The 13,884-nt window shown below is 37.7% G+C and carries 11 protein-coding genes; 1 reads left to right on the forward strand and 10 read right to left on the reverse strand.

The features are described from left to right. The 7 genes from AB1414_06950 to AB1414_06980 form a co-directional block, all read right to left on the reverse strand. Positions 1 to 264 (reverse strand): class I SAM-dependent methyltransferase (locus tag AB1414_06950; GenBank protein ID MEW6607180.1); only part of this gene is annotated, 264 nt, incomplete at its 3' end. Positions 265 to 531: 267 nt separating this feature from the next. Further along, entirely contained in the window at positions 532 to 1,476 is a 945-nt protein-coding gene (gene fliM, locus AB1414_06955; GenBank protein MEW6607181.1) for a flagellar motor switch protein FliM, read from the reverse strand. 378 nt (positions 1,477 to 1,854) lie between these two features. Continuing rightward, a complete protein-coding gene (locus AB1414_06960) occupies positions 1,855 to 2,394 on the reverse strand; it encodes a flagellar basal body-associated FliL family protein (protein ID MEW6607182.1) in 540 nt (179 codons plus the stop codon). Positions 2,395 to 3,045: 651 nt separating this feature from the next. Next, positions 3,046 to 4,116 carry a choice-of-anchor Q domain-containing protein gene (locus AB1414_06965; protein MEW6607183.1) on the reverse strand — a complete coding sequence of 357 codons (1,071 nt, stop codon included), beginning with the start codon at positions 4,114 to 4,116 and terminating at the stop codon, positions 3,046 to 3,048. Positions 4,117 to 4,539: 423 nt separating this feature from the next. After that, complete coding sequence (locus AB1414_06970; GenBank protein ID MEW6607184.1) at positions 4,540 to 4,905, reverse strand: four helix bundle protein; 366 nt, start codon at positions 4,903 to 4,905, stop codon at positions 4,540 to 4,542. 194 nt (positions 4,906 to 5,099) lie between these two features. Beyond that, positions 5,100 to 5,477, reverse strand: a complete 378-nt coding sequence (locus AB1414_06975) for a DUF5618 family protein (protein MEW6607185.1) — start codon at positions 5,475 to 5,477, stop codon at positions 5,100 to 5,102. A gap of 399 nt (positions 5,478 to 5,876) precedes the next feature. Continuing rightward, on the reverse strand, positions 5,877 to 6,074 hold the full coding sequence (locus AB1414_06980; GenBank protein ID MEW6607186.1) for a flagellar FlbD family protein: 198 nt from the start codon (positions 6,072 to 6,074) through the stop codon (positions 5,877 to 5,879). Between the two features lie 301 nt (positions 6,075 to 6,375). Between AB1414_06980 and AB1414_06985 the strand changes: the two genes are divergently transcribed. After that, the gene (locus AB1414_06985; GenBank protein MEW6607187.1) at positions 6,376 to 6,573 is read left to right on the forward strand and encodes a hypothetical protein; all 198 of its coding nucleotides are present in this window, start codon (positions 6,376 to 6,378) and stop codon (positions 6,571 to 6,573) included. Here AB1414_06985 and AB1414_06990 read toward each other — a convergent pair. The 3 genes from AB1414_06990 to AB1414_07000 all read right to left on the reverse strand — a co-directional run. After that, positions 6,568 to 11,079, reverse strand: coding sequence for a flagellar hook-basal body complex protein (locus tag AB1414_06990; protein ID MEW6607188.1), 4,512 nt, complete (start codon positions 11,077 to 11,079; stop codon positions 6,568 to 6,570). The two genes, AB1414_06985 and AB1414_06990, sit on opposite strands and share 6 nt — an antisense overlap. A gap of 64 nt (positions 11,080 to 11,143) precedes the next feature. Beyond that, entirely contained in the window at positions 11,144 to 11,269 is a 126-nt protein-coding gene (locus AB1414_06995) for a hypothetical protein (protein MEW6607189.1), read from the reverse strand. Between the two features lie 453 nt (positions 11,270 to 11,722). Next, the coding region (locus AB1414_07000) for a flagellar hook-length control protein FliK (protein ID MEW6607190.1) at positions 11,723 to 13,884 on the reverse strand (2,162 nt) is incomplete at its 5' end.

Below are 13,884 nucleotides of genomic sequence, written 5' to 3' on the forward strand. Positions count from 1 at the left end.
CCAATTTTGTGTAATCTGGAGTGATTTTTGTGAAATGTCTATTCCATAGACATTAAAGCCTTTTTTGGCTAAATAGATGAGGTGTCTTCCATTACCACAGCCTAAATCTAAGATGCGGTTCACTTTTTTTTGTTTTCTTTCAATCTCTTTCGCCACAAATTGAACCAGGCACTCACCCGGAACCCACATAACATAAGTTCCATCGGTGTAGAATTTATCCCAGGTTTCTTCAAATTTATAATGTTCCATATTTTTATAACTCAATATTCAAGTTTTTTTAAGATTAAGTGGTTTATCCTTTTTTAACCGCAAAGAACACAAAGATTATAGGTTGTTCACCACCCTTTTAATTCCTTCCTTGAATCTTAATACATTGAAATTTATAAGCAATCCTAATTTACCATCTGAGTAACCGTTCACCGCAGAGTGTTTCTTTCCTTCCTTTGCGTCCTTTGCGAAATCTTCCTTTGTGCTCTTTGCGGTTAAATCTTTATATCTTTAAAAAACTTGAACATCGAGTAATTAGTAATTTTAGTCCTCTCCTCCTGACTCAATGCGTCCAATTATTTGTGTTGCTATGCGAGTTCCGATAATTCCTGGTCGGCATTTAAACTTAGGTATTTCATTGGCATACATAACTAATGGCTCGTCCACCTTAGTTTTTAATCTCATGACATCACCTTCTTTTAATTCTAACATATCTCGCATAGTTACTTCAGTTTTACCTAACTCTACAATAAGAGGGATATTTACATCGGTTATAGTTTTTCGCATTTTAGCCATATCTTCTGGGGAGGCGGTTGATTTTATTTCTTCTGATAGGGCAGGTTCACCTTCACCAGTGAATTTTGAAATTATTGGTTCTATTGTAAGGAAAGGTAGGCAAAGAGTCATATTTCCTGTTGTTTCACCTGTTTTTACTTCTATGGTTCCAACAAGTACTTTTTCCTGCGGGGAAGTAATCTGAACAAACTGTGGATTTGATTCAATCCTTTTGACCTGAGGGGTTAAGGTAATTACATTAGCCCAGCCATTTTTTAAATCTTTAACAAAATCTCCCATAATACCTTCTACCACCTCAAATTCAATATCTGTCAATCCACGTGTCAGTGAGATAACCTCACCCTTACCACCTAATAATCTATCAATAAAATTAAATATCACATTAGGCGTTACCTCAATTAACGCCATACCTTTCAACGGACTCATATCTATCATTCCGAGCACCGTTGGGACTTGAATAGTTTTGGCAAAATCAGCATAGGCAAATTGAGTAACGGTTAAAACTTTTGTTTGAACTGTAGAGGCTAATTTAGCCGATAAAGAGGAGGCAACTTTCTGAGAAAAGGCATCAAATATTACTTGTAGAGAAGCAATTTTTTCCTTACCGACATCTTTAGTTTTTCTAAAATCAAATTCTACAACCCGTTTTTCAAGCTCTTTTAAATCCTCGGTTATATCTTTTTTTTTAGTCACATTATTCTCCTGAAAATAGGAAGTAGAGAGTAGAAAGTAGAGAGTAGAAAGTAAAGAAAACACCACTCCTCACGCTTATCTCCCTATCTCCCACCTTCTATCTCCTACCTACTATTTTCATCCTCCTATGTGCCGACTTGTCGGCATGAACGTTCTCCTGAAAATAGACTACAGACCATAGACCATAGACCAAGGAACCGATGAAAAACAAGTTTATTTCCTCCTTAATAAAGGGGGTTAGGGGTGTGTTCCCTCCCTATTTTCATCGTCCTTTGTGCCCTACGTGGGCATAGGCGTTCTCCTGAAAATAGCCGTAAGAATAGAACACGGATGACACAATTTTTGGCTCAGTGTTCACTGGATAGTAAGCACTCATACCTATTGAACAAGTATTTGAAAATGGATATCCTCAATTTTTCCTTCTCGTAATATCTCATTGAGTGCCTTTTTCAATTCTTCTTTTAATGCCTTTTTCCCCTCAACGGTTCCTACCTCTATTGTTTTCCCTATGAGAACAGTATTAATAATATCCTTAATTTGAGTTTCTCGTTCACCTAATTCTGCAGATAACATATCATATTTTTCAGCATTATAATATAAAGTCACATCACTAATTTTAACATAGTGGTCTTCTTCAGGGTCAGATAATCTGGCGAGGTATGCCCCAATCTGATAAACATGTAGAGGTTTTGGAGGGAGTTTTTCCTCATGAGTAGTTTCTGGTTCAAATTCTAATTCAGGTGGAGTTGCTCGTTTTCCCGCGACAAACCAAGCAACAACAGCGGCAATTACAAGGACTACTACCGCCACAATCGCTATCATCAGTATATTTGGTAAGCCACCCTTCGGCTTACCTTTCTCTTCACCTTCTGCGGCCTCTTCACCCGCAGTTGCTTCTGCTTTTTCCTCTTCTGCCATAATAGATTACTCCTTATTTTAATCCGCAGATTTCGCAGATTACACAGATTCCCCTGAAAATAGACTACAGACCATAGACCAAGGAACCGATGAAAAGCAAGTTTATTCCCCCCTTAACAAAGGGGGTTAGGGGGTTGTATTCCCCTCTTGAGAGGGGTTAGGGGTGTGTTCCCTTCCCATTTTCATCGTCATTTGTGCCCTGCAGGGGCATGGGCGTTCTCCTGAAAAATAGGTAGAATAAAAACCACGAATGAACACTAAATGGTAGTAGTAATCGTTGTTTGAGTGGCAACCTCACCTATCCCCAAAAGCATTCCCAAAACTAATAAAGCTACAAGTGTAACTATTCACCACGAAGAGCACGAAGGACACTAAGATGTTACAGAACAAATCTCTTTATGCCTTCTTCCAATCTTTCCACTTGAATTCAAACAAACATGGCTCAAGAGTTCGATCCACCGCTATAGTGCATCCAATGACTCTATTCGATAATTCATCAAATTTCACTTCGTGCTCTCCGTACCCTTCGTGGTGAATAGTTACAATTTTTTATTCATTTCTTTTCCTACCCATTTTTATTATTTTATAGGGAGGACCTTTGAGGTCAGACCCGAAAGCAGAATTAATCAGGTCTGACCCCACCATTTTTCTTTATGGCACTATGACTACTACACGGTCATAATACAGACTACCAAAATCTATCACTCCATTCATATTCATATCCACTCCAAAGTAGATAGTGTAAGTCCCTGAAGGTAGAGGTGTGTTCAAGGTATTAAATGGAGGAGTCAGGTCAAATAAAGGTCCTTGATAACTAACTGTCAGACCTGACACCCATGTATTTCCACTTACCTGATACCAATACCAGCCAAAAGGTGTATCTGCAACATGCCACCAATCTGCATTTTGACCGGCATAACTTCCTGAATTAAGTTCAATGGTGATTGATACTGGTCCTGAGGTAGTTATTGTTCCATCCGAGCCATTTGCCTTTATATCAGGGACAGGTGGTTGTATTTCCTCAACATACTCATCCGAGCCCATATCATAGGCTGGACCCTGTGGTCTTATATCACCATCGATATCATCTGGTGGTGCTCCTGTACTGGTGCCGGTATCGATACAGGGTGAATCTGGGGTTAAGTGATAATCACCAGCACCAACAAACAATGGGTCAGCATCAATGTTGCCTTCTCCTGCATAACCGCCCTGGATATCAGAGTAGGTGATGTCTATAGAGCTGTCACTTAAATAGATTTCATCTGGAGTATCACCCCATAGGATACTGTTGACAACTGTCGGCGAGACGGAGTAGCAACAAATCCCGCCGCCAGAACAATCAGCTGAATTTCCACTAATGGTGCAGTTGGTAATTGTCGGCGAGGAGTAGTAGTAGCAAAAAATCCCACCGCCATAGTCAGCTCGTCCATTCTGTATTGTGAACCCACTCAGAACCAACTTAGTTCCCTCGCTAGATTTAAAGGTTACCACACTACCACTGGTATTGCCATCAATTATGGTACTGGTTGTGCCATTTATTGACTCCACAGTGATACCTTTGCCCAGAAAATTGATGTTCTCAGTGTATGTCCCATCATCTACTAACACCCTATCTCCATTTACCGCCGCATTAATTGCAGACTGAATGGTTGTATAACTCCCTGGCACATACAAATCCGCTGCCTTTGCCTCCTGGGTTAAAAACCCTATCCCTAAAACCATCAACCTTAAAATTTTTTCATTTTTATACCTCCTGAATTTTTTTGTAAGCGGATTAAACGGATTAAACAGATTTTATTGTAAGCGGATTGAGCGGATTAAGCGGAAAAAAATAAAAAATATCCGCTCAATCTGCTAAATCCGCTTACTACTAAATCCGCTTACTAAATCCACTCGCTTACTATTTTAGTAAGGACTCTCTTACTTTCCTTACCCACTGGTCAGTTTTACCGCTAACCATTTTACAAAAAAGTTTTATTTCTTCATCCGCATCCCCCCTCTATCCCTTATCGTTACCCACATCTTTTAGTGGACAGATTAGATAGAAATTCCAAATTCCAAGCACCAAATTCCAAATAAATTCCAAATTCCAAACACCAAATCCCAAACACCAAATTCCAAAGTTTATATTACAACGATGGAAATTCATTTAGACTTTTCAATAATTGAAGAAAATTTTTTCTTCAATTCTATTGCTTCCTTGAAAAGCCTTTCTCCTTCTTGTTTAAATTTTTCATCGTTAGTTCCAATTATTAATCTTAACCAATAAGCAGATTCTTTTGATTCTTTACGACAAATCTTTATCCTCATCTTAAAATCTTTCGAGCCTAAAGACTCATTTGCCTCAATATAGTTTGCTCCAACTGAACCCGAAGCCCTAATTATTTGCTTTACATATTCGATATTAGTAATAGTTTTAGGTAGTTTCTTACAGAATAAAGCAACCTCTTGAGCAAATTGATAAGTTCTTTCTTCTAAATCATATTGTTTGGAATTTTGAATTTTGGTCATTGGAATTTATTTGTATTTTGGAATTTGTGATTTGGAATTTTGCCACTCACTCCGCTCTCCTGCAATCTCTAATCTCCCATTTATAGTTTATCCTTGATTACCTCATCTTGTTACCCAACTTGTGGGTAAGGATAAGCCTCTATCCAGTTTATTGAGAAAGCTCAAAATGTGTCGACAAAGTTGGCATAAATGTTTCATTTAATCTTTTCTATAAAGTCTTTGGCTGTTTTTAATGCTCCTTTTACCGTATCCACAGAGTGAAGAATCCCTCTATAATAGCCTGCAATATGTAATTCATCATAGATATCATCAAACTGCTTAAAGAGTTTTCCATTATGCACTGAAAGATATTTCTGGATAGCCTTTTTATATTCGTCTACTTTTTTAGGTAATTCTTTTTTTGTAAGTCCCTTTCCTAAAAGATGTTCGTCAATAGCCTTTAGAACCCCCAAATAAGCAACACCGCAGGCTGATTTTACATACTTGTCATCTGTATATCTATTCTCTTCAATTCCAGACTTACCTAATATCTCTTTTGCATTTTCTAAATATCTTAATGGTTCTTTCATCATCTTACCTCCTTAGGGTTCTGCAAAATGCCATTTTGTAACCGTTCAAGGATATAGCCACAGAGTCACAGAGGGAATATAGCAGTTATTAGTCAAAATTTTACTCAGAGTGGATAAGTAAAAAATCCCAAATCCCAAGCACCAAATCTCAAATAAGCACCAAATTCCACATACCAAAAAGCGAATTAGAGATTAGATTTTACTAATTTGCTTAATTCACTAATTCACTAAATGGAATTTGAAATTTGTGATTTGGAATTTCAGAGCCATATCTCTGTCAAATTTCGATTAATAAGTGCTATAATTCGTGTCCATTTGTGGCTAATTTTCCTGATTCTCTGTGAACTCTGTGCCTCTGTGGCTGAACGCTTACTAATTTTTTATCTCCCCCGCTGGAGTTTTTCAATCTTCATTTCCAAACATCCCCATCTTTTTCCGATATTCTATAATTATTGAAATTATTGTCTCAATATTTTCTTTCACGATATATTTGGTTCCGGAGATAAGGGTTATCGTGGTATCAGGGTTAGCTTCCATATTTTCGATTTGATGTGGGTTAAGGAAAAATTCACGACCATTAAGTCGAGTTAGTTTAATCATTTATCACCATTAAAAAGGCACAGTGCCAGGTGAAAGAATATATTCCTCTCTGTGCAATTTGTGGATTATTTGACTTGCCCAGTTTGAATTATTTCCTTCCACCTGACCTATGCCTATGCCTATGTGACTCTGGTCACCTTCCTAAAATTTCATTCTTTATCTAAAAGTGTAACCTTTAACTGGCGGAAAACTGTGAAAAATAGTAAGCGTTCAGGTGGTGTAACAAAAGGAGATGTGGAGATTAAGGAGATAGGGAGATATTATTAAAAAAATTGAAATTAGTAGAAACTAATAGAAATTTATGGAAATTTGTTGTTTTCCACAATCAATTTCTACCTATTTTTGCTTCGCAACATTCTTCGAATTCAATAAATTTCAATCTCTTTCTATTATCTTATCTCCATATCACTCTTATCTCCTTATCCCCTTTCTTACACTTTTGATATATAGCCTGAACGGTTACGAAAAATATAGGATGTGTCCCTACTTTCTATTATAGTCTCTTCATCGCGATAATATCAATAAACATCTGGTCTGCGGTAGTTACGGTTCTTGAATTAGCCTGGAAGGCGCGCTGGGCAATAATCATATCAGCAAATTCTTGAACTAAGTCAACATTTGATTTCTCTAACTGACCTGCACTTATCGTTCCTCGTCCATCCAATCCTGGTTTACCTATGGAAGAAGTGCCAGAATTAACTGTTTCCGCAAAGGTTGTTGCATCAAGTTTTGCCAGACTAGATGGATTATCAAATTTAGCCATAGATATCTGGCCAATATCTTGCGTTTGCCCATTATCATATTCAGCAATAACTACCCCTTCTGAATTTATCTTTGTTTTTTCATCAATAAGTTTTCCTATCCTATATCCATTCTGTTCGCTTACCTTTGCTGTAGATGGGTTTGAAGAAAGTTGTGTAACTTGATTAAAGTCAGGCATAATTTTATTTGGATTTTGACCCTTTTCTGGTGGTGGTGCACCATCAGTTTCTGGTGGAGTAGGTGTTGGTGGTGGGTCAAAGTATATCCCTTTATATCTTGAACCCGGGTCTAACGGGTCAGATGGTGACTCAAATATTTGAGAATTTTCTTTATCCAGTAGACCATTACCTGTAAAGGCTAAGATACCATATCCCGCTATCTTCTCTCTTTCTACTGGATTCATTATATACCACAGCCATTTATTGTAACTTAATCGCTCAAATTGGAAATTCCCTTTATAAGGATTTCCCAGGGCGTCATAGATATCTTGCGGAGTAGTATATTGATATTCTGATTGTAGTTTTAGATTTGTGGTTACTGCCTCTCCAGAACTGGCTAATTGAGGAATAGCGTTACTTGGGTAATTCGTTTTCGTGGTATTTGGTGTAAAGGTGATATTTTCTGGTCCTTCATTTCCATTAGGGATAAAGACATCAACTGCCAGCGGGAATATCCGACGATAATCCACGGTTACTTGACCTGCACCTAATGTCCCTGGATTTCTCACCTCCCATATAGTACCCAATGGGTCTGGCATATAGTATTGTGAACCAGCATTTGGTTGTAAAAGGATACGGTCAACTCCATTAGTTCCTTTGTTATCTTCAAATATCCAATCTGTTCGTGGTATAATTCTGCCATCTACTTTTACAACTAAAGATGTATCATCTACATCTGGATTATCTAAATCAAACGAATTTAATCGGGTATAACTCACCAGGGAAGATATTACTCCTGTCACAAATATTTGGTCCCTTCCACCGGGTCCGGTGCCGTCTGAAAATACCCAGGAATTTTCACCTACAACTGAGTTGAACATGCCATCAATGATATACTTTATCACAATAGTTGATTCATCTACATCAGCATTATTCAGGGTAATAACTGACATAGATCCCCTATACATTCCTTCGTCAATCACCTGGGTCCCACGCCTTCCCAGACCTGCTTCACCTACTTCTTCATTTCTAACCACATTAGGTATGATATTTACTCTAAATAAATCATTTCCTGTCCCAAACAATCCTGTTGTTTCCCTCCATCCATCTTCTGGTCCAGGAACCTCTATTTCTAAATCCATAACAGAGTTATTATTACCTCCAACCTTTGTCCCTGTAGCAATATTGATTGCAGAAAAGAAAGGATGTAATCCTGTTTCTTCCAGTGTTATTTCATCACCCTCTTCACGACTTCTAAGGCTAAATTTATCCATATCGGCATGATAGGTTAGAACTACCCTCGCTTCACTGGCATTGATTTCATCGATTAAAGCATTTATTGTTGGATAATTAGCCGTAGTAATTGACCGCGAGATATATATTCCACTTCTCGATGTAATTTTGATTGTTCCATCTACCGTGCCTCCTTCAAATTGGTCCCAACCAGCGGCTAAGTTTAGTGTTCTATCTCCGCTTAATACCTTTGAACTACTGTAAATAACTGGAGAAGCCTCTGTATCAACATAATTATCAATTACCTGACCATTTTTATCTAATTGTAATATCCCTCGTGCCTCTACGGTTTTATTATAGTAATAGTCTGCCACGATTGTATCTGTTTCCTGAACCGGTGAATGGGGGACATCAACCCAGGCAAGCCCAGGATTTAGAATATTAGCCGCTGTCCAGAAACCATTAACATCAGTCTGGTGAATTCTGACACGAAGATTTGCCGGATTAGTATTTATCAAATAGAATCTATCCTTTTGTGGGTCATATCTAAGAATAAGCGGCATTGGTAATGGTGATGTAATACCAGTTGAGTAAGCATCATTAAAGAGATTAATAAACGATTGCACCGTGCCACTTTTATTTGAGGGATTTCCTGTAAGTCCGTCGGGCCATGCATAAGGAATATTACTATTCGATGACCAGCTGGTCCACAGACCCGGACTTACTTCCCAGGTAACAGAAACATGACTTGAAAGTGTAGGCACAGTATTGAATCCAGCTCGGACAAAAGATTGTGTTAAATCTAATGTATTTTTTACTATCTCTTCACGGCTTTGCGGATTTGCATCAGCGGATATTGTTACCCAGCTTTTACCAGGTACGGCATTCATATGAAATCCTTCTCCGGGTAATTTAGCCAGACTAAGAAATCCCGCTGAGTTGGTTTGAATCGCTGAAATTGCCTGAGTATTCGTCATAAAAAACTTATCTTCTTTAGCACTATATGATAGTTTCACAATACCATTTGTTTTGGTTTTTACAAGAGACATAAATTCTTCCACTGAGTTAAATGTGCTTAACATTGGTGATATCCACTCTCCACCCTGCCATCTAAATGTTACCTGACTGGCAAGCATTGAATTTGTCCACGGAGCACTCGCGGTACACCAATTAAACCCCGCCTCTCTAAAAGGTCTGGTAACATTTAATGTATCTGTTACCACCTCTTCACTACTACTTGCTGAATAGAAAGTAATCTGGTCATTTCCACCTACACCCTGGTTATTATGGAATTTATAGGTTGTGCCTGGTTGAACCTGACCGTTTACCTTTATTTGTAATCTTGTTGGGTCAACAGTTGAATTATGCATATTATAACCATTTCTTTTATAATCAACAGCAATTGTGGCTCCGGCTAAAGGTGCATAAGGAAAATATAGTCGGTCAACACCATTTGAAGATGCCCCAAATCTCACATCCTCACCATCATCATCAAAATAATAAATAGAGGTTTGATTTGGATCTGTACCAGTAATAACCATAGATGCCGATGACTTCCCTGCTAAAGTAACCATCATCGAACCAGTTGGTTTAGTAATGTATACTTCAAGAGCAGTCGGGTCTATATCCGGGTCACCTAAATCAAACACCTTGGTGACACTATCACCCATACCTATTACTTTTCCAATGACTTTACCGGGGTCCAGGGAATTTGGGCCTCGCAGTGGGTCACCACGTTCGAAATGATAAGCATTAGTTGTGATAAACTCAGTGGTAGTTGGGTCAACTGCCTTCCAGCGATAATAATTACGGTCTGGATGTTGCGGGTCAAGAAGATGTTCAAATTGGAGTTCCATCCTGGCATTGACATTATAGGTAAATGGTGCTTGTTCTGTGCCGCTCGTAATGAATACTTGCGTAAAGAACCCATGCCCTGGTGTATCAGCTACCTCACCTAATGATACCTGGACATCTGCATTATCTGGTGTAATAATAAATTTATCACTTTCATATTTGATGGTTACATTTGCTTGTGCCGAGATGTTGATTGCATTCATCAAGGCAGAAGGTGTTTCATATCCACCTTCTCCTCCAACTTTATATGTTACACCATTAATAATAATTTTCCCATCAGGTGTTTCATTAAATCCTGCCTGGTTCCATGGTTTTGTAATGTCTATTCCTCCCCGGTCTTTGGAAACTGGCACGACACTCGCCACACTTTTCATAAAAGATAAATTTTTAAAATCTACAGGTAATACTTGTTGAGATTTGAGGTCACCTGTAAATTTAACAGACTCAGTGGCTTTCCCGGGCATAATATCACCCTTAATTATCTTTACCCCGGTCAATTCACCAGTAGTATCGATTATAGTCCTATTAGCCGCATCTTTCAAAAGTTGTCCTGTAACAAAGTCTCTCTGGGCATTCCACCCTAAAACCTTAAATCCATTTCCTGGATTTACCAGATTTCCATCCCTATCGAAATCAAAACTTCCTGCTCTTGTATAGCGAAAGTTAGGACTCACACCGTCACTCAGAATAAAAAAGCTTTTTTCTCCATTTATGGCTAAATCAGTATTTCTCCCCGTAGGCTGTAATTGCCCTTGTGTAAATACTGTCTGGATAGTAACCAAGTTTGTGCCCAAACCAACCTGCTTTGGGAGGATACCTCCCACATCCCCACGAGGTGCTACCGCACTTTTAAGATTTTGGTTAAGAATGTCTTCAAACGACACACTCGACCTCTTAAAACCAGTAGAGTTGATGTTGGCTAAATTTTCCCCTATTACATCTAACCACATCAAATGAGATTTTAAACCACTTACCCCTGAAAAAAATGATCCTATCATTTAAATCCTTCCTCCCTTTTTTAATTTTTGTTACTACATTATAGAATTTTTGTAACCGTTCAGGCTATATATCAAATAGTGTAAGAAAGGGGATAAGGAGATAAGAGTGATATGGAGATAAGATAATAGAAATAGATTGAAATTTATAGAAATAGGTAGAAATTGATTGTGGAAAACAACAAATTTCCATAAATTTCTATTAGTTTCTACTAATTTCAATATTTTTTTTAATAATATCTCCCTCTCTCCTTAATCTCCACATCTCCTTTTGTTACACCACCTGAACGCTTACCGAAACGCCTTTCGTAACTATAGAACGCTAAACAGATACATATTGTCATATAGTATATAAATTAATCTCTTTTTTGTCAAGTAAAATTTAACAATTTATGTAAAAAAAATATTATTTTGTCTTATCTCATTGTAATTGTTAGACTTACAATCTACCCCTAAAATCGGATAGATTCTCATGAAAATAGGAAGTAGAGAGTAGAGAGTAGAAAATAAAGAAAACATCACTCCTCACGCTTATCTCCTTTTGGTCACTGGTCAATGGTCATTGACTAATGACCATTGACTCCAATCTCTGTCCCATTAATTTTCATCCTCCTTTGTGCCCACTTCCTGTGGGCATGAGCGTTTCTCATGCTATAAAATCAATTTTTGAGATAAACCAAAATAATTTATTACCACCTGGACTTGCATTTATTAATATCCTATTCTCATCACCTCTTTCCCCTACCTTTTCGTCCTCTTCATTGTAGGAAGATATTTTTATATTATCAATATACCTTTGATGCCTTTCTTCTAAATTTTTTCCTGGTTCCTGACCAACATAGACTTCAATACCCTGTAAATCAAGTCCCTTTTCTACAAGGATTTCTTTTAAGGAATCAAGTTCTGACTCAATTAATTCTTTTAATTCAAAGTTTTCTACGACAAATTTAGCGAATATCTTTCCATCCTGCTGGGTTATTTTTAATTCTAATTTACCCAGATATTCGGGCTTGAGTTTAACCTGAATCTCCGAACTATCTTTTTTCAGATGAAGAGATGCTTCTTCTATGAATTCATAAAGTATTTCCTTAAATATTAAATTAGTCATACTTGCATCAGGTAATGAAGCTGGGATTTCTACCCTATTTGTCCCTTGAATCGCTGAATTGTAACTTAAATTTATATTATTATCCTTTAATACCACAGATTCATCTTGCTGATTTATTCTATTTTCAGTAAAGACTATTCTCTTTTTTACTGATTTAAACATTTCTGGTAAATTTATAGATGATTTTTGTTTATCTTCTGGTTTAATATTATCTTCCTCTTTTTCTCTCTTAAAATTCATACTCTCCTGGAATAACACTGGTAGTATTCTATGGAGTAATTCTCCTTCTTTTTCTTGATGCATTGGAATAAAAGTATTTTCTTGTGGTTTAAAAATAGGCAATTTAGACATCTCTTCTATCTTTTCAACTCCTACTTTTTGCATAAGTGATAATAGTGAATCTTCATTATTGCGGATTGCGGATTGCGGATTGCGGATTGGATTATCATCTATAAAATTTTGGATTTTAGATTTTGGATTTTGGATTTGTGGGATATCTGTCTTTATCGTTGTCCCAACTACTAATTTCGGCTCCTCTTCTTTAATCTCTGCTGGCATATTATGTTTTGGTTGTTCTTGCTTTATTTCCATCTCTATTTTCTCATCTTTTATCGTTGTCCCGAGTGTTATTTCCGACTCCTTTGCCTTAACCTCAAACGGCTTACCTGATTGCTCTGTCACCGGCTCTTTTAGTAGTGAAAACTGCGGAGTGGAGAGTGAGGAAATTATCTCTACTTTTTCTTGTTTTATCGTCGTGCCGTCTCCTAATTCAGGCTCTTTGACCTTAACCTCTGCTGGCATATTATGTTTTGGTTGTTCTTGCTTTGTTTCCATCTCTATCTTCTCATCTTTTATCGTTGTCCCGAGTATTATTTCCGACTCCTTTGCCTTAACCTCAAACGGCTTACCAGTGTTTGATTGCTCTGGCACTATCTCTTTTAGTAGTGAAAACTGCGGAGTGGAGAGTGAGGGAATTGACTCTACTTTTTCTTCTTTTATCGTCGTGCCGTCTCCTAATTCAGGCTCTTTGACCTTAACCTCTGCTGGCATATTATGTTTTGGTTGTTCTTGCTTTCTTTCCATCTCTATCTTCTCATCTTTTATCGTTGTCCCGAGTATTATTTCCGACTCCTTTGCCTTAACCTCAAACGGCTTACCAGTATTTGATTGCTCTGGCATTGACTCTTTTAGTAGTGAAAACTGTGGAGTGAAGAGTGAGGAAATTGACTCTACTTTTTCTTGTTTTATCGTCGTGCCGTCTGCTAATTCAGGCTCCTGGACTTTAACCTCTGCTGGCATATTATGTTTTGGTTGTTCTTGCTTTATTTCCATCTCTATTTTCTCATCTTTTATCGTTGTCCCGAGTGTTATTTCCGACTCCTTTGCCTTAACCTCAAACGGCTTACCTGATTGCTCTGTCACCGGCTCTTTTAGTAGTGAAAACTGCGGAGTGGAGAGTGAGGAAATTATCTCTACTTTTTCTTGTTTTATCGTCGTGCCGTCTGCTAATTCAGGCTCCTGGACTTTAACCTCTGCTGGCATATTATGTTTTGGTTGTTCTTGCTTTCTTTCTATCTCTATCTTCTCATCTTTTATCGTTGTCCCGAGTATTATTTCCGACTCCTTTGCCTTAACCTCAAACGGCTTACCAGTATTTGATTGCTCTGGCATTGACTCTTTTAGTAGTGAAAACTGTGGAG

It is taken from the genome of bacterium, assembly GCA_040755795.1.
Taxonomy (GTDB): Bacteria; UBA9089; CG2-30-40-21; order CG2-30-40-21; family SBAY01; genus JBFLXS01.